At 57.9% G+C, this 23204-nt stretch carries 28 protein-coding genes; 14 read left to right on the top strand and 14 right to left on the bottom strand.

What is annotated here, in order from left to right:
• The first annotated feature begins 162 nt into the window (after positions 1–162).
• Positions 163–1881 carry a bifunctional sulfate adenylyltransferase/adenylylsulfate kinase gene (locus AC2FFF_RS07245; protein ID WP_281972660.1) on the top strand — a complete coding sequence of 573 codons (1719 nt, stop codon included), beginning with the start codon at positions 163–165 and terminating at the stop codon, positions 1879–1881.
• Between the two features lie 57 nt (positions 1882–1938).
• Here the strand turns inward: AC2FFF_RS07245 and AC2FFF_RS07240 are convergent, their stop codons facing one another.
• The 4 genes from AC2FFF_RS07240 to AC2FFF_RS07225 all read right to left on the bottom strand — a co-directional run bounded on the left by AC2FFF_RS07240 (position 1939) and on the right by AC2FFF_RS07225 (position 4419).
• A complete protein-coding gene (locus AC2FFF_RS07240) occupies positions 1939–2799 on the bottom strand; it encodes a hypothetical protein (protein WP_281972659.1) in 861 nt (286 codons plus the stop codon).
• Entirely contained in the window at positions 2799–3683 is an 885-nt protein-coding gene (locus tag AC2FFF_RS07235) for a PhzF family phenazine biosynthesis protein (protein WP_281972658.1), read from the bottom strand. The genes AC2FFF_RS07240 and AC2FFF_RS07235 overlap by 1 nt, the downstream gene beginning before the upstream one ends.
• Positions 3684–3775: 92 nt before the next feature.
• On the bottom strand, positions 3776–4000 hold the full coding sequence (locus tag AC2FFF_RS07230; protein WP_281972657.1) for a DUF1150 family protein: 225 nt from the start codon (positions 3998–4000) through the stop codon (positions 3776–3778).
• A 5-nt stretch (positions 4001–4005) separates the two neighbouring features.
• Positions 4006–4419: an Hsp20 family protein gene (locus tag AC2FFF_RS07225; RefSeq protein ID WP_142636541.1), complete on the bottom strand. Its 414-nt coding sequence runs from the start codon at positions 4417–4419 to the stop codon at positions 4006–4008.
• A gap of 163 nt (positions 4420–4582) precedes the next feature.
• On the opposite strand from AC2FFF_RS07225, the gene AC2FFF_RS07220 reads away from it, so the two are divergent.
• From AC2FFF_RS07220 to AC2FFF_RS07205, 4 genes are all read left to right on the top strand, one after another.
• Positions 4583–4807 (top strand): YdcH family protein, encoded by a 225-nt coding sequence (locus AC2FFF_RS07220; RefSeq protein WP_037308505.1) that lies wholly within the window; start codon positions 4583–4585, stop codon positions 4805–4807.
• 76 nt (positions 4808–4883) lie between these two features.
• Positions 4884–5369, top strand: a complete 486-nt coding sequence (purE, locus tag AC2FFF_RS07215; protein ID WP_271949196.1) for a 5-(carboxyamino)imidazole ribonucleotide mutase — start codon at positions 4884–4886, stop codon at positions 5367–5369.
• Positions 5366–6121 (top strand): NAD(P)-binding domain-containing protein, encoded by a 756-nt coding sequence (locus AC2FFF_RS07210; protein WP_281972656.1) that lies wholly within the window; start codon positions 5366–5368, stop codon positions 6119–6121. Before purE ends, AC2FFF_RS07210 begins: the two co-directional genes overlap by 4 nt.
• Positions 6122–6123: 2 nt before the next feature.
• The gene (locus AC2FFF_RS07205) at positions 6124–7191 is read left to right on the top strand and encodes a 5-(carboxyamino)imidazole ribonucleotide synthase (RefSeq protein WP_142636535.1); all 1068 of its coding nucleotides are present in this window, start codon (positions 6124–6126) and stop codon (positions 7189–7191) included.
• A gap of 1 nt (position 7192) precedes the next feature.
• On the opposite strand, the gene AC2FFF_RS07200 is transcribed toward AC2FFF_RS07205, so the two are convergent.
• From AC2FFF_RS07200 to AC2FFF_RS07175, 6 genes are all read right to left on the bottom strand, one after another.
• The gene (locus tag AC2FFF_RS07200; RefSeq protein WP_281972655.1) at positions 7193–8344 is read right to left on the bottom strand and encodes an alpha-D-ribose 1-methylphosphonate 5-triphosphate diphosphatase; all 1152 of its coding nucleotides are present in this window, start codon (positions 8342–8344) and stop codon (positions 7193–7195) included.
• Entirely contained in the window at positions 8341–9114 is a 774-nt protein-coding gene (locus tag AC2FFF_RS07195; protein ID WP_496750691.1) for an alpha/beta fold hydrolase, read from the bottom strand. The genes AC2FFF_RS07200 and AC2FFF_RS07195 overlap by 4 nt, the downstream gene beginning before the upstream one ends.
• Before the next feature lie 38 nt (positions 9115–9152).
• Positions 9153–9995, bottom strand: coding sequence for a DMT family transporter (locus tag AC2FFF_RS07190; RefSeq protein ID WP_281972653.1), 843 nt, complete (start codon positions 9993–9995; stop codon positions 9153–9155).
• 239 nt (positions 9996–10234) lie between these two features.
• Positions 10235–11875: a chaperonin GroEL gene (gene groL / locus AC2FFF_RS07185; RefSeq protein WP_142636527.1), complete on the bottom strand. Its 1641-nt coding sequence runs from the start codon at positions 11873–11875 to the stop codon at positions 10235–10237.
• Positions 11876–11930: 55 nt separating this feature from the next.
• Positions 11931–12218: a co-chaperone GroES gene (locus AC2FFF_RS07180; RefSeq protein WP_120632017.1), complete on the bottom strand. Its 288-nt coding sequence runs from the start codon at positions 12216–12218 to the stop codon at positions 11931–11933.
• A gap of 151 nt (positions 12219–12369) precedes the next feature.
• Positions 12370–13044, bottom strand: coding sequence for a DUF2161 domain-containing phosphodiesterase (locus tag AC2FFF_RS07175; protein ID WP_142636525.1), 675 nt, complete (start codon positions 13042–13044; stop codon positions 12370–12372).
• A gap of 136 nt (positions 13045–13180) precedes the next feature.
• On the opposite strand from AC2FFF_RS07175, the gene AC2FFF_RS07170 reads away from it, so the two are divergent.
• The 7 genes from AC2FFF_RS07170 to AC2FFF_RS07140 all read left to right on the top strand — a co-directional run bounded on the left by AC2FFF_RS07170 (position 13181) and on the right by AC2FFF_RS07140 (position 19223).
• Positions 13181–14161 (top strand): TraB/GumN family protein, encoded by a 981-nt coding sequence (locus AC2FFF_RS07170; RefSeq protein ID WP_271949178.1) that lies wholly within the window; start codon positions 13181–13183, stop codon positions 14159–14161.
• Positions 14162–14261: 100 nt separating this feature from the next.
• A complete protein-coding gene (locus AC2FFF_RS07165) occupies positions 14262–15182 on the top strand; it encodes a manganese-dependent inorganic pyrophosphatase (RefSeq protein WP_496882904.1) in 921 nt (306 codons plus the stop codon).
• Positions 15183–15308: 126 nt separating this feature from the next.
• Positions 15309–16184 (top strand): HAD family hydrolase, encoded by an 876-nt coding sequence (locus AC2FFF_RS07160; protein WP_496785736.1) that lies wholly within the window; start codon positions 15309–15311, stop codon positions 16182–16184.
• Between the two features lie 100 nt (positions 16185–16284).
• On the top strand, positions 16285–16728 hold the full coding sequence (locus tag AC2FFF_RS07155) for a MaoC family dehydratase (protein ID WP_074736482.1): 444 nt from the start codon (positions 16285–16287) through the stop codon (positions 16726–16728).
• Between the two features lie 58 nt (positions 16729–16786).
• Positions 16787–17719, top strand: a complete 933-nt coding sequence (locus AC2FFF_RS07150; protein WP_496882903.1) for a bifunctional riboflavin kinase/FAD synthetase — start codon at positions 16787–16789, stop codon at positions 17717–17719.
• Positions 17716–18189 carry a YcgN family cysteine cluster protein gene (locus tag AC2FFF_RS07145; protein ID WP_142636512.1) on the top strand — a complete coding sequence of 158 codons (474 nt, stop codon included), beginning with the start codon at positions 17716–17718 and terminating at the stop codon, positions 18187–18189. Before AC2FFF_RS07150 ends, AC2FFF_RS07145 begins: the two co-directional genes overlap by 4 nt.
• The gene (locus AC2FFF_RS07140; RefSeq protein ID WP_271949172.1) at positions 18189–19223 is read left to right on the top strand and encodes a threonine aldolase family protein; all 1035 of its coding nucleotides are present in this window, start codon (positions 18189–18191) and stop codon (positions 19221–19223) included. Before AC2FFF_RS07145 ends, AC2FFF_RS07140 begins: the two co-directional genes overlap by 1 nt.
• A 16-nt stretch (positions 19224–19239) precedes the next feature.
• On the opposite strand, the gene AC2FFF_RS07135 is transcribed toward AC2FFF_RS07140, so the two are convergent.
• Together AC2FFF_RS07135 and AC2FFF_RS07130 are read right to left on the bottom strand one after the other, a co-directional pair.
• Positions 19240–20052, bottom strand: coding sequence for an alpha/beta fold hydrolase (locus AC2FFF_RS07135; RefSeq protein ID WP_496750695.1), 813 nt, complete (start codon positions 20050–20052; stop codon positions 19240–19242).
• A gap of 9 nt (positions 20053–20061) precedes the next feature.
• Positions 20062–20664 (bottom strand): 2-hydroxychromene-2-carboxylate isomerase, encoded by a 603-nt coding sequence (locus AC2FFF_RS07130; protein WP_282021531.1) that lies wholly within the window; start codon positions 20662–20664, stop codon positions 20062–20064.
• A 108-nt stretch (positions 20665–20772) separates the two neighbouring features.
• Between AC2FFF_RS07130 and AC2FFF_RS07125 the strand changes: the two genes are divergently transcribed.
• Positions 20773–21792: a ribose-phosphate pyrophosphokinase gene (locus AC2FFF_RS07125; protein ID WP_142636504.1), complete on the top strand. Its 1020-nt coding sequence runs from the start codon at positions 20773–20775 to the stop codon at positions 21790–21792.
• Between the two features lie 60 nt (positions 21793–21852).
• Positions 21853–22305: a ribose 5-phosphate isomerase B gene (gene rpiB / locus AC2FFF_RS07120; protein ID WP_281972651.1), complete on the top strand. Its 453-nt coding sequence runs from the start codon at positions 21853–21855 to the stop codon at positions 22303–22305.
• Between the two features lie 14 nt (positions 22306–22319).
• Here the strand turns inward: rpiB and AC2FFF_RS07115 are convergent, their stop codons facing one another.
• Both AC2FFF_RS07115 and AC2FFF_RS07110 read right to left on the bottom strand, forming a co-directional pair.
• Positions 22320–22670 (bottom strand): H-type lectin domain-containing protein, encoded by a 351-nt coding sequence (locus tag AC2FFF_RS07115; protein WP_142636499.1) that lies wholly within the window; start codon positions 22668–22670, stop codon positions 22320–22322.
• Positions 22671–22784: 114 nt separating this feature from the next.
• Entirely contained in the window at positions 22785–23195 is a 411-nt protein-coding gene (locus AC2FFF_RS07110) for a F0F1 ATP synthase subunit epsilon (RefSeq protein WP_142636498.1), read from the bottom strand.
• Positions 23196–23204: the final 9 nt, after the last annotated feature.

The raw sequence follows: 23204 nt of genomic DNA, 5'->3' as shown, positions 1-23204 counted from the left end.
GTTTCGCGTCAAAATGTGGAAAATCCTTCCAATCCGGAGAAAAACCGCGCATATCGTCCTTTGTTTCATAAATCCATCTGGACTTCACCCGACCGCCGGGGCACATGCCCGGCAAACGCCCCTGAATCACTGGCCAATCCATCCTTCGACAAGAGAATTCCCATGACGATGTTAAGCAATCTGGCGCCGATCTCTGAACTTTATGTTTCGTACGAGTCCGCACAGAAACTGAAAGTAGAAGCTGCCGACCTGACAAGCTGGGACCTGAGCCCTCGTCAGATCTGTGATCTGGAACTGCTGATGAATGGCGGGTTCAACCCGCTGAAAGGGTTCCTAAGCGAGGCCGATTACGACAATGTCGTCGAAAACATGCGCCTGGCCAACGGCACCCTTTGGCCGATGCCAATCACGTTGGATGTCAGCGAAGACTTCGCTGAGGGCATCGAACTGGGTCAGGACATTGCACTGCGCGACCAGGAAGGTGTCATTTTGGGCACCATGACTGTGACCGACCGCTGGACGCCGAACAAGGCACGTGAGGCGGAAAAGGTCTTTGGTGCAGATGACGATGCCCACCCGGCGGTCAACTACCTGCACAACACTGCGGGCAAGGTTTACTTGGGCGGCCCTGTTGTTGGTATCCAACAGCCCGTTCACTATGACTTCCGTGCCCGCCGCGATACGCCGAACGAGCTGCGCGCCTATTTCCGCAAACTGGGTTGGCGCCGTATTGTTGCGTTCCAAACCCGCAACCCGCTGCACCGCGCGCATCAGGAACTGACCTTCCGCGCCGCCAAAGAGGCGCAGGCCAACCTGCTGATCCATCCGGTTGTTGGTATGACCAAGCCGGGCGACGTGGACCACTTTACCCGCGTGCGTTGCTATGAAGCTGTTCTGGACAAGTACCCGGCCTCGACAACTTCGATGTCACTGCTGAACCTGGCGATGCGTATGGCAGGCCCGCGCGAGGCGGTGTGGCACGGGTTGATCCGCGCCAACCACGGTTGCACGCATTTCATTGTCGGCCGTGACCACGCAGGCCCCGGCAAGAACTCAGCCGGCGAAGATTTCTATGGCCCCTACGACGCACAGGATTTGTTCCGCCAGTTCCAGGATGAAATCGGCGTCGAAATGGTCGATTTCAAGCACATGGTCTTTGTGCAGGAACGCGCTCAATACGAACCGAATGACGAGATCGCCGACAAAGACAGCGTCACGATCCTGAACATCTCGGGCACAGAACTGCGCCGCCGTCTGGCCGAAGGCCTGGAAATCCCAGAATGGTTCAGCTTCCCTGAGGTTGTGACCGAGCTGCGCAAGACCAAACCGCCGCGCAGTCAGCAGGGTTTCACCGTATTCTTCACCGGTTTCTCCGGCTCGGGCAAATCGACCATCGCCAACGCGCTTATGATAAAGCTGATGGAGATGGGCGGTCGTCCGGTGACCCTGCTGGATGGTGACATTGTTCGTAAGAACCTGTCATCGGAACTGGGCTTCTCGAAAGAGCACCGCGACCTGAACATCCGCCGCATCGGCTATGTGGCCAGCGAGATCACCAAGAACGGCGGCATCGCTATCTGTGCCCCAATCGCACCCTACGCCACGACCCGCCGCGCCGTCCGCGAAGATGTCGAAGCGTTTGGCGCTTTCTGCGAGGTTCACGTGGCCACCAGCATCGAAGAATGCGAACGTCGCGACCGCAAGGGCCTGTACAAGCTGGCGCGTGAAGGCAAGATCAAGGAATTCACCGGAATTTCCGATCCCTACGACGTACCTGCCAATCCTGAGTTGAGCGTCGAGACCGAGAATGTGGACGTAGACAACTGTGCCCACCAGGTTCTGCTCAAGCTGGAAAGCATGGGTTTGATCGCCGGATCGTAACCTGCGCAAAGAATCAAGCAAAAGGCCCTCGGTTTCCGGGGGCCTTTTTCTGTTGGATTATAGTTCTGCCCGAATGGCGGCGACAGCGCGTCCTTCGAAATCACCAAATTCCGCCGCTTTGGACTGGCTGGCCCGCAGGGCATCTAGACACGCGGCATAGTCATCGACCGAAGCGGCTTGAATCGCACTCCGAATGTCGGCCTCGGAATCGCACAGGACCATCCCGGATGTGTCGAAGAAATCACCAATATTGGGACAGCCCCAATAGATCGGCACAGTCGAGCACAAGATCGTGTCTGTCAGCTTTTCCGAAAAGTAATTCCGCTCCCGCACATTCTCGATCACCACCGAATAGCGATATGGGGCCAGCCCGTCAGACTTCAGGTCAAACGGAGTATAGCCACGCCCCATAATATCGACATCTGCTCCGGATTCTCGCACCCAGTCGATCACGGAATGGCGCAGCTGATGTCCTTCGAGATCACGTTTGGCCGAAGCGATCAGAGAACAGGATTTAGATTTCTCAACCAAAAGTTCTCGCCAATCAGGCACCATCGTCACGCCATAAGGCAGAAACACGGCGTTTGGGATACCTTGCAGCAAAACATCATGAAAGGTCAGCACCCGGAAGAACCGCCGCCAAGTATAGCGCAACATGCGATCATGTTTGGCATGGATGGCCGAAGGCTCTCCCATCATCAAAGATATCCGCGCACGTGTTCCCCGACGAAGACGCAGATGTACCGTGGAATTGGGGTACATGATCAGATGGTCCGTGTGCGCAAGATCGCCCACTGTTTTTCCGATCAGACGATCCGGGCAACCTTCGGGCCAAGTCAGTTCCGACAAAGGAACCGTGGCCAGTTTCGGCCCCAACCGATGCCCATAGGGCAGTATGGCGATTGCAGGTTCTGTCATCATCCGGCATCTGGTAAATTAACCTGACCCCGCATAAGGATATGCCCGCGACCGGCGACCTTGATGCCTGTCATCGCATCCGATGGGCCAGCTCGGGTAACAGTCGCCTGACCGGGGCGCCCCATATCATGGCCTTGCTCGGCAATAAAAACGTCCTTTGGCATCAGCCCATGTTTCCAGAGATACGCCGCCATCGCACCTGTGGCAGATCCGGTAAACGGATCCTCGGGCGGGCTGGGCGGGGCCAACAGCAATCTCGAGAATGTATCGCCCGCTTTGGTCGCGCCTTTGAGCGTTACAAGAAAAGGTTCGGCCATATCGGAGCCGGAAAAGCCCGCCTTTTCGGCAATCTCGCGCAAAGGCCTTTCGACCAGTGTTGCTGCGCGCAGGGCGTCGTGATCACGAAGAACAGTGACACAGAAGGGCAGCCCGGTAGAAACAAATTGCGGTGGCGAGATGATCGCCTCTTTGGGCAGGCTGATGGCAGAGGCGACCAGCTCGGCGGGAACATAGGCGCCGAATTGTGGTGCAATCTGCGTCATCTCGATTTCATCACCGCTGATGCAGATCGAAACAATCCCTGCGCCGGTTTCAAGCGTCAGGGTATTGCCTTGCAGCATTCCTCTGGACTGCATTGCAGCTACGGTGGCGATCGTAGGATGCCCGGCAAAGGGGATTTCGCGACTGGCCAGAAAATAACGAACCCGGAAATCGGCCACATCGGACGGGCCAGTAAAGGTGCATTCAACCAAGGACGTCTCGCGCACATAGGCCATGCAGACGTCTTCGGACAGAGCTGCCCCACCATGAACAACAGCGCACCCATTGCCACCAAAGGCGCGATCGCTGAAGGCGTCTACCCAGTCAAAGTCCAACCAATTCATGTGTCGTGCACTCCGATATTCGAACCATCATAGGTTCGACTGTCTCGCCCGACAGGCCATGGATGTCACGAGGAAAACGTACGGAGGCCGCTTTAGTGCACGGCCACCGGTGAAAAATCATGCTCGCGCGCCAGGTTAAACGCCAGCTTGCGATCAGCAACCAGTGCCAGTTGCTGGCCATCGGCATCGTGTACCGCATATAGCAGGCTCAGATCTCCGGCCTGGTCGCGAACTTCCCGAGGTAGATCAGCGACTTCAACTGTTTTGACATAGACGATCCGATCACCTTCGGCGTTGATTTCAAACGGTGTATTCATTGCTCTTACCCCTTCCTTATGTTGATCGTTTGCACCACGGTTTCGGGCACGGCGCGGGTCAGATCCACATGCAGCAGACCATTTTCAATGATCGCCTCGCCAACCTCGACCCCATCGGCCAACACGAACATGCGCTGAAACTGGCGTGCCGCGATCCCACGGTGTAGAAAGATACGTCCTTCGCTGTCGTCGCGCTGACGTCCCCGGATCACCAACTGTCGATCTTCGATGGTAATCGACAGGTCCTCTTCTGCAAACCCGGCCACGGCCAAGGTAATGCGGTAGGAAAAATTCGAGGTCTGTTCAATATTATAGGGCGGATACCCCTCATTTCCGGCCTTTGCAGACCGCTCCAGAAGGCGTTCCAACTGCTCGAACCCCAAAAGATGCGGGTATGAGCCCAGAGTAAGTTTAGACACGTATTTTCGTCCTTTATTGCCAAAGCGACGTGTTGTGCGGCCCCATTCTGGCAACCGCGTATAATAGAATATGGGAATATACAGCGATGTCCACAAGGTCTGGCCGGATCAAGCCTGACACACTATCTTGTGTGACAAGCACCACAACAACTCTGAGTCGCCAATGAACGCGCCCACCGATCTTTCGATGAAAACTGATGAGGTTCTGCGGGTAGAGCTGGAAGTTTTCCGCCGTCAACACCGTGATCTTGACGAAGCAATCGAGGCGCTTCAGGCCACTGGCACCTCGGATCAACTGACGATCAAACGGTTGAAAAAGCAGAAACTGCGCCTGAAAGACATCATTCGCCTGATCGAAGACCGCCTGACCCCGGATATCATCGCCTGAGACATCTGAACCGCATTGCCACAAAGGCGGATTTGGCTATAGTTCGCGCTCTTTCGGAAGGCAGGGACGCAAGCGGATGAGCGACGTTAAAGTGGGGATCATCATGGGAAGCCAGTCAGACTGGTCCACGATGAAAGAAGCCGCAGATATTCTGGATGAGCTGGGCGTAGCCTATGAAAAACGCATCGTTTCAGCGCACCGCACCCCAGATCGCTTGTGGGACTATGGCAAGACTGCTGTCTCGCGCGGATTGCAGGTGATCATTGCAGGGGCCGGCGGGGCCGCGCATTTACCGGGTATGATGGCCTCGAAAACACGCGTTCCTGTGATCGGCGTTCCGGTGCAGACGCGGGCACTGTCTGGCGTCGATTCGCTCTATTCCATTGTTCAGATGCCCAAAGGGTTTCCGGTTGCGACTATGGCGATCGGGTCGGCAGGCGGTGCCAATGCGGGATTGATGGCCGCTGGCATTCTGGCGCTGCAGGATAACGCTCTGGCCGACCGGCTGGATGCCTGGCGCGACGCGCTATCGGCCTCAATCCCCGAAGAACCCGAGGGATGAGCCGGATCGGATTCATCGGCACGGGCCATATTGCGGCCCCGATGGTGCGTTTTTTGGCCCGTAAAGGGCACGAGATCTCCGTGACAGAACGCAATGACCAGGTTTCAACCGCGCTAAAGGCTGAACTGGGTGTGTCTGTCACGACGCCACAGGCCGTGATTGATGCATCCGAGATCGTGTTCCTGTGCCTGCGCCCACATATCGCTGCGGACGTTCTGGCCGCCTTAACGTTTCGATCCGACCATCAGATCGTCTCGGTCATGGCAGCAGTTTCGAAAGATGAACTAACCGAGCTCTGCTCTCCGGCGCCGGCAATCGTGCAAACCATTCCGCTGGGATTTTTGGAAGCCGGTGGCTGCCCGCTGGTCGCTTTCGGCAACGATCAACTGCTGGCCGATTTGTTCGCACCGGAAAACCCGGTGATCAAGGTCGCAGATGAGGCGGCACTGAACGCCCATTTCGCCATTTGCGCCATGGTTCCCGGCCTTCTGGACCTGATGGCGACCGGAGCAACTTGGCTGGGAGACACAACCGGAGACGCAGCCGGGGCCGAATTCTACACCACCCAGTTGGTATCGGGCTTTCTGCACGCGATGGATAAGAAGGCCGCAGGCCGCCTAGAGGCCGAACGCGATGCGCTGGCCACTGACGGCACGCTGAGCCTGCAAATGACACAGACCCTGCAAGATCAGGGCGCGCACAAGGCATTGCACGCAGCACTTGGCGCTATTGGCAAACGTTTGGAGAGTTGAGAATGGTGGAAATGCTTGCCCCCGGCGCGACAATCGGGATTTTGGGCGGCGGTCAACTGGGCCGTATGCTGTCCGTTGCTGCAGCCCGGCTGGGTTTTGTGTCGCATATTTATGAACCCGGTGCGACCCCGCCTGCGGGTCATGTGGCGGATCGTGTGACCACCGCCTCTTATGATGATGCCGAGGCCCTCAAGGCCTTTGCCGAAGCAGTCGATGTCATCACCTATGAGTTCGAGAACATCCCCACCGAAGCACTGGACATTCTGGAAGTCCACCGCCCCATCCGCCCGGGGCGCGAGGCGCTGCGGGTCAGTCAGGATCGACTGAACGAAAAGGCTTTCTTGCAAGGTCTGGGCCTGAATACCGCACCCTTCGCCGATATCACGGATCTGGACAGCCTGAAGGCTGCGATTGACCAGATCGGCACCCCTGCCATCCTGAAGACCCGCCGATTTGGCTATGACGGCAAGGGACAGGCCCGGCTACGCAGCCCCGATGACGCTGAAACTGCTCTGGCAGACATGGCGGGTGCGCCTGCGATCCTGGAAGGCTTTGTCGATTTCAGCCATGAGGTTTCGATCATTGCCGCGCGCGGATTGGATGGTCAGGTCGCCTGTTTCGACCCCGGTGAGAACGTGCATCGCGATGGCATTTTGCATACCACCTCCGTCCCTGCCCGCCTGCCCGCAGCAAAGCGCACAGATGCGATCCTGTTGGCGGCAAATATCCTGAACGCCTTGGACTATGTCGGCGTCATGGGGGTCGAGTTGTTCGTGACCCCGCAGGGTCTGATCGTGAACGAGATCGCACCGCGCGTGCATAACTCGGGCCATTGGACACAGAATGGCTGCGCGGTGGATCAATTCGAGCAACATATCCGTGCCGTGGCAGGCTGGCCTCTGGGCGACGGGCAGCGTCATTCAGACGTGGTGATGGAGAACCTGATCGGCGACGATATGGACCGCGTACCTGAACTCGCGACCGAACGTGATGTTGCGCTGCATCTTTATGGCAAGGCCGAGGTGAAGGCAGGCCGCAAGATGGGTCATTTTAACCGCATCACGCGGTAAATCAGCCGACAAACCGCGCGGCGATATCCCCGGCCATATAGCTGACGCGCCCGGCAGCCAGCGTTGCCGCGACACGGTTTGTATCTGCCTCCAGAATGACCAGATCGGCACGCTGCCCGGGGGTGAGCGTGCCGCGATCTTGCAACCCAAGTACGCGGGCTGGCCCTGACGACACCAGCGCCCATGCGCCCGCCATGTCCAGAAGGCCGGATTTGGCCAGCATCAAGGCTGCCCGGCGCGGGCTGGGATAGTGATAATCCGAGGCCAGCGCATCGCACAGCCCCATCGCAATTAGGTCCAGCGCGCTAACATTCCCTTTATGCGACCCGCCGCGTACTACATTGGGCGCCCCCAGGATGATGTGATCCCCGGCGGTGCGGGCTGCCTCGGCGGCTTCCAGCGTTTCGGGGAACTCTGAAATCCGCGCGCCCCGCGCGCGCCATTCGGCACGAGTTTGGGCTTTGGCGTCATCGTGGCTGCCCATCCGGACGCCCTGCTTTGTCAATTCAGCACAGAGTACATCCAGTGCGGTAGACACCTCATCCCGGCGAGCATGCATCGACAGCAGCATTTCGAAATGCACCTCGGGATTGCGACCGGCCTTGAGCGCCTGTCCGGTCAGACGCGGGGGCTTACGCCCCTCAGCCAGACGGTCATGCGGCAGGTGGTCGTTGAACACGACATAGGGCACCTGCCAAGCCGCAATCTTTTCTGCCAGTCCGGCGTAATCGTCCAGCATATGCGTTTCGAACCGAAGCTGGGGCATCAGATCGGTGACGGTGTGGTCCTTGACTGCCGCAATGGCATCAAACACCTGCCCTGCGAACTCAGGCCCGCGCACCCCACCTTCCCAACTGTAAAACTGGGCCAGAACGGCTGTGGTGATGCCATTGGCCGCCAGTTCAGCCTCGACCGAGAGGATCCCTTCGTTCATCTGCTTCATGGCACCGCGACGGGGCGCGATGTGCCGTTCAAACCCATCACCATGCAGGTCGATAATACCGGGCAGAACCAGATATCCTGACAGGTCGATCTGCTGCCCGGCAGGGCCTGTCTGAACCACGCCATCGGCAATGGTCAGATCGACATCCGTCAGCCCCTCGCCGGGCAGAAGAACCTCTGCACCGGTCAGAGTCAGGCTTAATGCGGTCATTGCGTGGACTCCGAGTCAGGTTCCGAGCAATCCTGTCTGATGCAGATCTCGTCAATAGCTTCCATCACCCCGTCAAGCCAGGTGATCTGCGGGTCGAACTGGCCGAATTCAATGAAGTGCAGGGCCTGAGCTATGACCCGCGGATTGTTCATCATGAACGTATGCGTCACCGGCAGAACCAGGTGATCAGTCATTCCTTCGACCTTGGTGCTTTCAACCGAAACCTTACCGTCATCAGGCCCATCAATCAGTGAAGAAAACACCGGGTTTAATGAGTTCTCGCCTGCGATAACACCCAGTTCAAAATCCACCGGCGGTAGACGACCCGGAATCCCTTCGGCGCCTGTGCCCAGTTGAAGGCCCGCAGGTCCGTTGAGATAGCCGAACACCTCCCACGCGCTAAGTTCATCGACCAGTTGGCTGCCCTGATTGGGCGGCCCCAGCATGACGACACGACCCAGGTTTTCCGGGCTATGATCCTTGAGCCAATAGCGCAACAAAATGCCGCCCATCGAATGTGCCACCACATTGACAGTGTCATCGCCACAAGACGCAAAGGAATCAGGAATGGTTTGTTCGGCCAGTTCGGGAATACCGATCTCGGTCGAGGGATAGCCCGGGCGCACAACCGAATAGTCATGTGACTTGAACAGCTGCTCCATCACGGTGAAAGAGGCCTCGGTCCGCGCAAGACCATGCAACAAGACCACGCATTTCGCGCTGGCCGCGGCAGGAAGCAGAAAGATAAGCAGGGTGATCAAAATTTTCATAAGCGCCAGATAATGCCTTAGCGCCGCTGATGAAAGCCCTACCCCCGCTGACGTCGCAGCACCGCCAGCGCAATGCCGCCCAACACCAGCGCTGCGCCAATCAAAAGCCGGGCCTCTGCTGTTTCGCTCAGCAAGAGGACACCGCCCAGAATAGCAATCACGGGCACGCTCAACTGCACTACAGCTGCAACGGTCGGTGCCAGTTGTGGCAAAACACGGTACCACAACGCATATCCCAGCCCCGAAGTGACCGCCCCGGATATTGCCGACAGCAACAAACCGGTGCCCGTCATCTGCCAACCTCCGCCGAGCAACAGCAAAGCTCCGGCCGTCACCGGAAGGGCAATAACGAAATTCGCCGCCGTCCCGGCAAGCGCATTTGGCTCGGACCGTCCCGCCAGAGAATATGCTGCCCAGCCAATCCCGGCAGCGCACATCAGAGCGGCTCCGACCGGGTCCACGCGAACCGTGCCCGACGGCCAAAGCACATAGGCGAGGCCACCCAATGCAATCGCCGCCCCCAGAAGTTGCTGTCGTGTCGGTGAATTTCCAGTCACGGCAGTGGCCACGAACATCGTGATTTGCACTACCCCAAACAGGATCAAGGCGCCCAGCCCGGCATCCAGTGTAAGATAGGCGATCGAGAACCCGATCATGTAAAGCGACAAGGCGCCAGCGCCAATGAACCGGCGAGGGCTGCGCAACGGCAGGCTGCCGCCACGTATCAAAACCAGCACCGCCAGCATCAGCGCCCCTGCCAGAACGCGCATAACCGCAAACCCCGCCGGGTCGCTATCGCCGCCTTCAACGGCCATCCGGTTCAGAATGGAGTTCGCTGCAAAGGCGCACATGGTGAGGGCGGTCAGAAGGAACAGTCGCATATCAACCCGATATCGGTTTCACACCGGTTTGGGTACTCACTTTCCTGAAGGGACCGGTTAGACCGTCGACCTCGGAACAGTTTGAGCCACAGTTTCAGTTATAAGCGGCGTGCCAAAACGAAACGGGGCCGCCCGAAGGCGACCCCGTTCCTTAGCTCTGCAGCTCCCCTCTGGGCAGTTTGGCTATACTGCCAAGCGCCTGTGGGGCCGCCGGAATTCGCCTAAGCGAATTCGACGTTTTACATCATGCCGCCCATGCCGCCCATGTCGGGCATGCCGCCGCCAGCAGGTCCATCTTTCTGCGGCTTGTCAGCAACCATTGCTTCGGTAGTGATCAGCAAGCCGGCAACCGACGCTGCATCTTCCAATGCGGTACGGACAACTTTGGCCGGGTCAATCACGCCGAATGCGAACATGTCACCATATTCTTCAGTCTGCGCATTGAAGCCAAATGCCACATCGTCGCTTTCGCGAACTTTGCCCGCAACAACCGCACCGTCGACACCTGCGTTTTCAGCGATCTGGCGCAGAGGCGCTTCGATTGCCTTACGAACGATGTTGATGCCTGCGTCCTGATCAGCGTTTGCGCCTTGCAGAGTGTCCAGTGCTTTACCGGCCTGAACCAGAGCAACACCGCCGCCCACGACAACGCCTTCTTGAACAGCAGCGCGGGTCGCGTTCAGAGCATCGTCCACACGGTCCTTACGCTCTTTCACTTCAACTTCGGTCATGCCGCCGACGCGGATAACAGCAACACCGCCTGCCAGTTTGGCAACGCGCTCTTGCAGCTTTTCACGGTCGTAGTCCGACGAGGTTTCTTCGATCTGGGTGCGGATCTGAGCAACACGCGCTTCGATCTCGGCTTTTTCGCCAGCACCGTCGACGATGGTGGTTTCGTCTTTGGTGATTTCGATTTTCTTGGCAGTGCCCAGCATGTCCATGGTCACGGACTCAAGCTTCATGCCCAGATCTTCGCTGATGACCTGACCGCCGGTCAGGATTGCGATGTCCTGCAGCATGGCCTTACGGCGATCGCCGAAGCCCGGTGCTTTGACAGCAGCAATTTTCAGGCCGCCGCGCAGTTTGTTTACAACCAGAGTTGCCAGCGCTTCGCCTTCAACGTCTTCTGCAATGATCAGCAGCGGCTTTTGCGACTGGATCACTTGCTCGAGCAGCGGAACCATCGGCTGAAGCGAGGACAGTTTCTTTTCGTGCAACAGGATCATGCAGTCTTCGAGGTCTGCAACCATCTTGTCAGCGTTGGTGACAAAGTAAGGCGACAGGTAGCCGCGGTCGAACTGCATGCCTTCGACAACATCGGTCTGGGTTTCCAGGCCTTTGTTTTCTTCGACGGTGATAACACCTTCGTTGCCGACCTTCTGCATCGCGTCTGCGATTTGCTGGCCGATCTCGGTTTCACCGTTGGAAGAAATGGTGCCAACCTGAGCAACTTCAGCCGAGTCCTTGACTTCACGCGAGGCGTTCTTGATGCCTTCAACAACCTTGGCAGTTGCCAGGTCGATGCCGCGCTTCAGGTCCATCGGGTTCAGGCCCGCTGCAACCTGCTTCAGACCTTCTTTGACGATGGACTGAGCCAGAACGGTTGCGGTGGTGGTGCCGTCGCCGGCCTCGTCATTGGTGCGGCTGGCGACTTCTTTCACCATCTGCGCGCCCATGTTTTCGAACTTGTCTTCCAGTTCGATTTCCTTGGCAACCGAAACACCGTCTTTGGTGATGCGCGGTGCGCCGAAAGATTTGTCCAGAACCACGTTGCGGCCTTTGGGGCCCAGGGTCACTTTGACAGCGTCGGCCAGGATGTTCACACCTGCCAGCATGCGGTTACGGGCATCGGTGTCGAACTTGACGTCCTTAGCAGCCATGTCGTTTCTCCTTGAGAAAATGTATTGGGATGAAGATCAGAGGAAGCGCGTGGGCTTACTCGATGATCCCCATGATGTCGCTTTCTTTCATCATCAGCAGCTCTTCGCCGTTGACCTGAACCTCAGTGCCCGACCATTTGCCGAACAGGATCTTGTCGCCAGCTTTTACAGCCATTGCGATCAGCTCGCCGCTGTCCTTGCGTGCGCCTTCGCCGGTCGCAACAACTTCGCCTTCGCTGGGCTTTTCTTTTGCGCTGTCTGGAATGATCAGACCACCAGCGGTTTTCTCATCGCTTTCGGTACGGCGAACCAACACGCGGTCATGAAGCGGTTTCAATGCCATCTTTGCAGCTCCTTGGGCTCAAAGTTTATTTATCCTCCCCTCACCTTGCGGTGAGGCGTTAGCACTCGACCCTTGCGAGTGATAACGGCGTATAGCTAGGGGGTCGAAATCCCTGAGTCAACAAGCGTGAAGAATTTTTTATCCTTGGGACTCAGTCAGGCTGATCCCAGCTATAGGCCCAGTGCTTCAGACCCTCTTGTCCGGATTCCGACAAGGCGTAGACACCTTTTGCAATTTTGTCGAACCAGCCATAATGGTTTTCGCGCATCAGCCGGGTCGCAATCGAAACACCGGTTGCCTTAGCAACATCTGCCCCTTTTGTGGCACCACATTCTGCAAGATGCGCCGCACAGCGCAAAGCATCCTGACGATAGGCGGTGACGAGGCCGTGGCGTGTGGCGCCGCCTGCGTTCGGATCACCTTCAAGCCTGTCAAACTCGCGCAGCAGCCGCGCTGTTTTGGCCTTGTCTTTTCGCGGGGCGTAGGGCCCAGGATCACAATGCACCTCGACAACGCCATCCGCCCGAACAGTTATCAGGCCAAGGCCCAACCTTCGACATAGCGCCGTGTTGTCCTTCAACGCCCGCCTGGCCGTGCGTCCGCGGGGCTTGAGAACACAGATATAGACATTTTCAGTAACCTTCAGTCGGGTGATTGCCTGGTGAAACAGCGCCAATGAGAAACGCAACTTCAACTCTACAATCACAGGCTCTTCACCCTCACGAACAGCCATGACATCGACCGCACCGACCTCGCCTTTGACGGTATAGCCCTGACGCTCTAACAGCGCCTTGATTGGGGGGTAGAGATCCTGCTCGCGGTCCATGTGGCTCATGCTATTCGAATTACTGTGGAATGCCAGACACAGATCAGGTCAGTGTCCATCCAGGCAGGTTGAACACCGGCCTTGGCCCCGGCAAGGTCGCACCCCATATAGGGATTGATCCAACCAGGATGGTACGATGCGTTTTTTGATCTTTTTGGCTTGTCTGCTGGTACCTTTCTCGGCCCAAGCGGCCTGCGAGGGGCGCGACCTGAGGTCTGACCTAAGTCCAGAGGCGCAAGCTGATTTGCAGCAGGCTTTGGCCGACTTCCCGTACCCGGAAGGAAATCACTGGATCGCGACAAAAGGCGATACAGTTCTGCATCTGATAGGAACGCTGCACACAAACGACCCGCGTATGGACGCCGTCACAGAAAGGCTGGAACCGACACTCAGCCAGGCGGATGCGTTCTATTTCGAAGTGACCCAGGACGAAATGACTGCATTTGAACAGGAATTGGCCAAAGACCTCAGCCCTGTTCTGATAACCTCAGGTCCCACCCTGATTGAGCTGATGCCGGAAGAGGACTGGGCCGCCCTGTCCAGCGGCCTGGCAGAGCGTGGCATCCCCAGTTGGATGGCTGCAAAAATGCGCCCCTGGTTTCTGAGCATGATGCTGGGTGTCCCCCCATGCATGACCGAGAATCCGGAAGCCAGCTATGGAATGGACGCGCGCCTGACCGACATGGCCGAAGCCCATGACATCCCCCAGTACTCTTTAGAGCAGATTGACGATCTGATGGCGATGTTTGACCAGCACCCGATCGAAAAGCAGGTGCAATCACTGATCCGCATGGCCAGTGCCTTTGAAAGCAGCGAGGATCAGCTGGCGACTATGGTCAATGCCTATCTGGAAGAAAAGCACGCAGAGATCATCCAATTTGCCAGACTACAAGGGCTTGAAACATCCGGTCTGTCACAAGAGGTCTTCGACGAAGAGTGGTCTAGTTTCGAACAGCAACTTCTAGTCGGGCGCAACAACAACTGGATGCAGCACATATTGGCCATTCAGGACCAAACGGTGGTCATTGCTGTGGGCGCCGGACATTTGGGCGATGACCATGGTCTGTTGAACCAGTTGGAACAGGCTGGATACACGCTGAAACGTGCCGCTTTTTAGGCCCGGCCTTACCCTTCGTCGCTGTTTACGCAGGGGCGGGTGACAAGTGTGCCAGACCACCCTATAAGGCGCCCAAATCTACTCTCCTCAGGACGCTGAAATGACAACCCTCGTATTTGGACATAAATCCCCCGACACTGATTCCACCGGTTCGCCGATCCTGTGGTCGTGGTACATGAACGAAATCAAAGGCGAACAGGCCGAGCCTGTCCTGCTGGGCGAACCCAACACTGAAGCAGCCTTTATGCTGCAGCACTGGGACCTGCCCAAGCCGCGCATCATCACAGACGTAGAGGCTGACGCACCGGTTGTTATTGTCGACACGAACAACCCCGCCGAGCTGCCCGCCAGTATCAACGGCGCCGATATCCGCGCCATTATCGACCACCATAAACTGGTCGGCGGTCTGGAAACCAAAGGCCCGATCGACATCACCGTGCGGCCGCTGGCCTGCACCGCCACTATCATGGTTGACATGATCGGCGACGATGCCGCCAAAATGCCCGATGCCATCAAAGGCGCGGCGCTGACTTGCATCCTGTCGGACACGTTGGAATTCCGCTCGCCCACCACAACCGCGCATGACCGCGCGGTGGCCGAAAAACTGGCCGCGGATCTGGGTCTGGACGTCTCGGCCTATGCTGCAGAAATGTTCGCGGCCAAATCAGATGTGTCCTCATTCTCGGACGCTGAGCTGATCCGGATGGACAGCAAGGAATACGAAGTCGACGGCACCAAATTCCGCGTTTCGGTTCTGGAAACCACAGCACCGGGTGTCGTGCTGGACCGCAAAGACAGCCTTGCGGGCTCGATGGCCGACGTAGCCAAAGAGGACGGTGTCGATCAGGTATTGCTGTTCGTGGTCGATATTCTGAACGAAGAAGCCACCCTGCTGGTTCCCAACGATCTGGTCAAAGCCGTGGCCGAGAAAAGCTTTGACGCCTCGGTTGATGGCGACGTGGTCGTTCTGCCCGGGATCATGAGCCGTAAGAAACAGATCATTCCGAACCTCAAGGTCTGATTCCAAAATCACCAAAGGCGCCTTGATCGGGCGCCTTTTTTGCTAGGCATTGCCCTTACTGGCCAAACACCACACGCACTGTCTTAGGCTCAAACGACACTCTTTCCAGATCAATGGGGGCCCATCATGACGCAGATCATCCACGCATTGCCCGAGGTTTCCAGCCGGTATAAGGCCCTGTTCGTCGATCTTTGGGGCTGTGTTCACAATGGCATCACCGCTTACCCCGAAGCGGTTGCGGCCCTGCAGGCCTATCGCGCGCAGGGTGGCATTGTTGTCCTGGTGACAAACTCACCCAAACCGCGTGCTGGCGTCGCCACCCAGCTGGCGCAATTCAATGTCCCAGACGACGCCTATGACACGATTGCAACCAGCGGAGATTCGGCCCGGTCGGCCATGTTCCGGGGCGCAGTGGGCGAAAAGGTCTATTTCATGGGCGAATGGCAGCGGGACGCGGGATTCTTTGAACCGCTGAAGTTGTTGGACCACCCGATTCATATCGAGCGCGTGCCGCTGGCCGAGGCAGAGGGCATTGCTTGTTGCGGCCCCTTCGATCCTATGGCCGATCCGTCCGTGAACCGTGCTGATTTCCTGTACGCCAAACAAAAGGGGCTGAAGCTGCTTTGTGCCAATCCCGATATTGTGGTGGACCGCGGCGAGGTTCGGGAGTGGTGCGCTGGTGCGTTAGCCAGGCTTTATACGGAAATGGGTGGCGAAAGCCTATATTTCGGAAAGCCTCATCCGCCGATCTATGATCTTGCCCGCCGCAGGTTGCAGGAACTTGGCCACGACTTCCCCGATGGGGACATTCTTGTCATCGGAGACGGTCCGCACACCGACATTCTGGGGGGAATGGGGGAAGGCATTGATTCTCTTTTCATCTCGGGCGGGCTAGCCGCGGCCGAGACAAAAACCGAGGCACATCCGCATCATGAATCCCTAACTGATTATATTCAAAAGGAAAAGATAAATCCGACCTATACGATCGGCCGCCTTAGATAGTCAAAAAAGGCTTGATTTTCTGCAGTTGCAAAGTAATAAAGTTTCCCAACAGGGGTGACTTTGATTTTTTTGTTGCCCGATGAATTCGAGTGAGGGCAACATGTTGGATAATCTTCCACGCGGCACGATCTGTATTGAAGACATCGAGATGGGCATGTCCCGTCACCTTCGCAAAGTGGTGACGGACGAGGATATCGAAATGTTTGCTCAGGTGTCGACCGACAGAAACCCCGTACATCTGGACGACGATTACGCCCGCGACACGATCTTCGAGGGGCGCATCGCGCATGGGATGCTGACCGCGGGTCTGATCTCGGCCGTGATCGGCGAGCAGTTGCCGGGCCACGGCACAGTTTACATGGGGCAATCGCTGAAGTTTCTCGCTCCTGTTCGCCCGGGTGACATGGTCTATGCCGAGGTCAAGGTGATCGACATTGATTTTGCCAAGCGTCGGGTCAAGCTCGATTGTCACTGCGCAGTGGATGGCAAGAAGGTGCTGGTCGGCGAAGCCATGGTGCTGGCCCCGTCGCGCAAATTCGACTGAGCGTTTCCGGGGGTCTCAGACCCTTGAACAAGCGCGCCTGTCCCGCTAGGCAGTCGCTATGCGCATCATTCGTGACCTCCAATTCATCGAACCCCAAGATCGCGGCGCCAGCGTGGCGATCGGGAATTTCGACGGCGTTCATATCGGCCACCAATCTGTGATTGAACTGGCCCTCAGCGCCGCGCCGAGTGCACCTTTGGGCGTACTGACATTCGAGCCGCATCCCAGAGAATATTTCGCCCCGGACACCCCGCCCTTTCGCCTGATGCGCGGCAATGCCCGCGCGCACCGGTTAGCAAAACTGGGGGTCGAAAAGCTGTATGAGCTGCCGTTCAACGCCGCATTGGCTGGCCTGACGCCCAGGGAATTCGCCCGCAACGTGATCTGCGACGGGCTCGGCCTGTCGCATGTCGTCGTCGGTGCCGATTTCTGTTTCGGCAAAGGCCGCAGCGGCACCGCTGATGACTTGGTGCTCTTTGGGCAAGAGATGGGGTTCGGTGTCACCATCGCTCCGTTGATGGAGCGGTCCGAAAATGTCGTTTCTTCCACTGCGATCCGTACTGCACTGACCGAGGGCCGCCCGCAGGATGCCGCTACCATGCTGGGTCACTGGCACCGGATCGAAGGCGAGGTGATCGGAGGAGAACAACGGGGCCGTGAACTGGGATTTCCCACCGCAAACATGTCCATTGAGGGGCTGCATCCGCCAAGATTCGGCGTCTATGCCGTTCTGGTCGATGTTCTGGATGGACCTCATCTGGGCAGCTATCGGGGCGCAGCCTCGGTTGGGACGCGACCGATGTTCAATGGTGAGGTCCCCAATATCGAAACCTTCCTGTTCGACTTCTCGGGTGACCTTTATGGCGCGACCCTGTCGGTAGGTCTGGTAGAATACATGCGCCCCGAGATGACCTTTGAAGGTCTGGACGGCCTGATCGCGCAGATGGATGCCGATTGCGACAAGGCCCGCGGCCTGCTGGCGGACCGATGACAACGGATCCGATCGACCGCACCGGCCTGGCCCCCAGGTTCTGGGAACGAAAACCGCTAACCCGCATGAACCAAGCCGAATGGGAAGCTTTGTGCGATGGCTGCGGCAAATGTTGTCTGAACAAACTGGAAGATGAAGACACCGGCGAGGTTGCCCTGACCTGCGTCGCCTGCCGTCTGCTGGATGACGAAAGTTGCCGCTGCACCCAATACGATATCCGCCACCAATTTGTGCCGGAATGTATCGTGATGACGCCGGGCAATATCAACGATCACGCCTATTGGCTGCCACAGACCTGTGCCTATCGCCTGTTGTGGGAGGGCAAACCCCTACACGATTGGCACCCGTTGATTTCGGGCACACCGGACAGCGTTCATGCCGCCGGAGTCTCGGTGCAGGGGCGGACCGTGTCCGAATTCGAAACTCCGCTGGAGGAGTGGGAAGATCATATCATCGAGGAGCCCAGCTAATGTACTTTGCCTCTGACAATTCGGGGCCGGTTCACCCGGCGGTCATGGAAGCGCTGAATGCTGCCAATCAGGGCTATCAGATGGCCTATGGAACCGACACCTTGATGAATGAGGTCCGGGATCGCATTCGCGGGGTGTTCGAGGCACCTGGCGCCGCCGTGTATCTGGTGGCCACCGGGACGGCCGCGAATTCGCTGGCGTTGGCGACGCTGGCGCAGCCGTGGGAGACGGTGTTCTGCTCACCCGTGGCACATATCCACGAGGATGAGTGCAACGCGCCCGAGTTTTACAGCGGCGCCAAGCTGACGCTGGTTCCGGGCGCGGACAAGATGGCGCCGGACGCGCTGCGCGGCTCGATTCTGGCCGAAGAAACACGCGGCGTGCATGGACCGCAGCGCGGACCTGTATCCATTACGCAGGTGACCGAACGAGGGTCTGTTTACACCCTGTCAGAATTGCAGGCGCTCTGCGCCGTGGCCAAAGAGTATGGGCTGCCAGTCCATTTGGACGGTGCGCGTTTTTCCAACGCCCTCGTTGCGTTGAACTGCTCACCCGCCGAGATGACGTGGAAAGCAGGCGTGGATGCGGTCAGTTTTGGCGGGACCAAAAACGGGCTAATGGGCGTCGAAGCCGTTGTCTTCTTTGATGAAAGCAAAGCCTGGGAATTCGAATTGCGCCGCAAGCGCGGGGCGCACCTGTTCTCCAAGCACCGCTATCTGTCCGCTCAAATGGCGGCGTATCTGCAGGATGATCTGTGGCTGACACTGGCCCGTCAGGCCAATAACAACTGCGCCCGTCTGACCGAGGGATTGCGGGCCAAAGGTGCCTCTTTCCTGCACGCGCCGCAGGCGAATATGATTTTTGCCCAGTTTTCACGCGCCCAACACAAGCAACTGCATGCCGCAGGTGCTGTTTACCACCTGTGGGGGGCAGAGCTGGACGGGGCAGATGACAGCGAAATTCTGGCCTGTCGGCTGGTTTGTGACTGGTCCATCGAGCCTGCGCAAATTGATCGGTTCATCTCGCTCTTGTAACGACGCGCCCGAAGCTTCAGGCAGTGGCAGGCAGTCTGTTCCAAAAAGCCTCGATCAGAGCGCCGGTCTCTGTCGGGTGAGAGATCGGAGCCATATGCCCTGCCCCTTCGATCACGGCGCTTTCGGCCATTGGAAGACGGGATTTCAATCCAGAGTTTATCGCGACCATCACTGGGTGGGTGAGCGCGCCATGCAGCAGCAATACCGGCATATTGGCGTGTGCGATCCGCTCGGGCCGTAGCAAGCCTTTGGAATCCATTATCAGTTCGTTTTCGACCTCGGATACCAGATGAATTCCACGCACCATCCCCGCCCATGCAGTTTCGGGCATGTCTGACCAACGCGGTCCCCTATCTCCGGCCCACAACCGGTTGAACAGCCTTGCCGCCAAAGGTTCGTCGCCTGATGCAAGCGCGTCCATACAGGGTTGGGCAACATGCGCGTATTCCGCCACAAGGTCCGGGGCATCCTGCTGTGCCACGGCAAAATACACCGGTTCGATCAGTACGACACTGCGCACCAATGTTGGGTGCTCGACCGCCAGCCGCAAGGCTATCGCCGCGCCAAAGGAATGCCCGATCAGATCCATCGGCTCGGTCAGATGTTCAAGTGTGGCTTCGGTCAGCCGGTCATACAGATCCCCCTGGCGATCCCAGTCCGGGCTGCGCCCATGGGACAGCATATCCGGTGCAATAAAACTTGCCTGCCCTTTCATCGCCGCGGCTAGGCCTGCCCAGACCCCGGAATGAGCAATGGTGCAATGCAAGGCCAGCACAGGGCGATCACCCTGCCCCAACTGCGTGACATGCAGGTTCTGCGCAACGGCCATTATGTTGTCCTATCCCTTCAGCCCGGCCAGATGCCTGTCCAGATCGTCCAACCTGTCTTGGCCCCAGAACCGCTGATCGTCTTCCGTTATATAGAACGGAGCTCCAAAAACTCCGCGTTCCACGGCTTCTTCCAGATTGGCGGTATAGGTCTCAGCCCCGAGCAGCAAGCCGCTATCGGCCAGATCCGGGGAAAACCCAGCGTCAGCCAGGCAAGCGCGGATCACGTCGTCTTGCGCGATGTCCTTTTCCTCGGCCCAGCAGGCGCGCACAAAGGAATGCACCAGCTGCCCCACATCCCCTGACTCGTCCTGAATGGCGGCGATGATCGCGTATGAGGACGGCGCCGCATTGGTGGGCCAATGGGCCGGTTGCAGGTTGAACGCCATACTCAGCTTTTTTGACTGTCGCTGCATTTCTTGCGTCCGGTATTCGATGCGCGAGATATGGCGGTCCTTGGGCGGAACACCTCCCGTACGTCCGAACAGGGCGACGATATCAAGCGGCTTGTAGTTGATTGTCGCACCATGTTTGGCCGCAATCTCCTCCAGGCGCAGTCCCGCCAGGTAGGTGTATGGCGAGAGTGTCGCAAAATAGTAGTCAATTTGGGCCATGTTCACTTTCTCCGCAGCGTTATCTTTGCTGGACGGTAAGGCCATGCTAAGCGGTGTCAACATCACGAATCTGTCACATTTGCCATTGCTGCCCGGGGACCTCAGCCGATGCCGACACTTCACGAACCCAAGTTAATCGCTGGGAACGCTAATCTTCCGCTTGCCGAATCCATTGCACGCCGAATGAGCCTGTATCGCGGCGTCGATCAGGGTCTGGTCGATGCCCGGGTCGAACGGTTTAACGACGGTGAAATCTTTGTCGAAGTGTTCGAGAACGTGCGCGGCGAAGATATGTTCATCGTCCAGCCCACCTCGAACCCGGCCAATGACAATCTGATGGAGCTGCTCATCATTGCTGATGCGCTGCGCCGTTCGTCGGCCCAACGGATTACCGCCGTGATCCCCTATTTCGGCTATGCCCGCCAGGACCGCCGCACCAAGGCCCGCACACCGATCAGCGCCAAGCTGGTGGCCAACATGCTGACTGGCGCCGGGATCGAGCGCATCCTGACCATGGATCTGCACGCAGCGCAGATTCAGGGGTTCTTCGACATGCCTGTCGACAACCTTTATGCCTCGCCGATCTTTGCGCTGGATGTGAAACATCAGTTCAAGGACAGCCTCGACGAGATTATGGTCGTTTCGCCCGATGTGGGCGGCGTGGCCCGGGCGCGCGAGTTGGCCAAGCGGATCAACGCCCCGCTGTCGATCGTGGACAAACGCCGCGAAAAAGCCGGCGAAGTCGCTGAGATGACCGTAATTGGCGATGTCAGAGACAAGATCTGTTTGATCGTGGACGACATGTGCGACACGGCCGGTACTCTTTGCAAAGCGGCGCAAGTACTGCTGGATAATGGTGCGAAAGAAGTTCATTCCTACATCACACACGGCGTCATGAGCGGCCCTGCGGTCGAACGCGTGACCAATTCGGTGATGAAATCTCTGGTGCTGACCGACACGATCCAGCCGACAGAAGAAATAACCAAGGCCAAGAACATCCGCATCGTGCCCACAGCCCCGATCTTTACGCAGGCTATCCTGAATATCTGGAACGGCACCAGTGTATCGTCACTGTTCGAGGATAAGACCCTGACGCCGATCTACGAGTCGATGTATCATAGGGATTGATCGAACGCGGCGGCCCGGGGGCCGCCTCTTTTCTTTCTGCAATACAGGTCGGAGTTTACCGTGACAGCCTCAAAACGCATTGTTCTATCCAGCGACCACGCAGCTATCGAATTACGCCAGGCGGTTGCCTCTCATATTGCGGCCCAGGGATGGGACGTCGTCGATATCGGCCCCAAGACACCTGAGAGCACCCATTACCCTGTTCATGGCAAGGCCGCCGCCCAAGCAGTGGCTTCCGGGGATTGTCAGCTTGGCATCGTTCTGTGTGGAACGGGTCAAGGTATCATGATGGCGGCCAACAAGGTCCCCGGCATTCGCTGCGGTGTCTGCTCGGATGCCTTTTCCGCACGCATGATCCGCCAGCATAACGACGCCAACATGCTGTCTGTCGGCGCCCGGGTCGTGGGTGAGGGTCAGGCGCTGGATATAGTGGATGCGTTCCTGTCAGCCGAATTCGAAGGCGGACGGCATGCACACCGGGTCGCCATGATAGAGGCATTGGACGAGTCCTAAACCCAAGGCTGGCTTCACAGAATATCCCAGTCATCCTCATGCGGCACCTCGCCGAACGCTGTCCAAGATATTCGGATGCGCGCGATGCGGGTATCCGACCAGGTACGGAACACCGCAGCAAATCCCTCGGGCGTGATGTCCTCGGCCTTGACCTCGGCGCGCAATGCCGAAGATGTATCAACATCCCACAGTGACACGCTGATCTGCACAACAGGCGCGGAACGGAATGGCTGGCTGAATTCTATGTCCGACCGTCGTTCGCGCGGCCCCTCGCCTGTCCACATGTCACCGCCATCTGCGAAGTCGGAGAACAGCACAACTTCGCCTTGGTCGATACCAATCGGATGGGTACTAAAAGTCTGCATTTTGTCGTCTTTTATAAAGAATTACGGAACCTTAGACCGCCCTTCATCCAAAATCACCACAAAAAAACGGCCCCGCACAGGCAGGGCCGTTTCTAAATCTACATGTCCTGAAACTTACAGGCTCATATGTGTCCCAAGAGCTTCCATATCGGCCAGCAGCTTGGCCGCATCGTCGACGACTGATTGATCGTCGCCGCCTTTGGCCGCGTCATGCGACGCACGTGCCTCGGCGATCAGATCGTCCAGATGCGCGCGGGTCACTTCAGAGACCGGAATGGCCTTTTCGGCCAGAACCGACATGCTGTCGCCATTGATCTGGGCAAACCCGCCGGTGACCAGGTATTCGCTGGACCCTTCGGGTGCCTCGACCTTTAGCAGACCGGGGCGCAACGTGGTGATGGTGGGGGCATGATCGGGCATCGCCGTCATGTCCCCGTCCGCGCCGGGAAGCTGGACCGCAGTCACCGCGAGCGAAGCAAGGCTCCGCTCGGGGCTGACGAGGTCAAAGTGCATCGTGTTTGCCATCAGGTGTGC

Source organism: Ruegeria sp. YTSA226 (assembly GCF_059609905.1).
The sequence above is the reverse complement of the archived record's forward strand: the minus strand, read 5'-3'. Positions and strand labels throughout refer to the sequence as shown.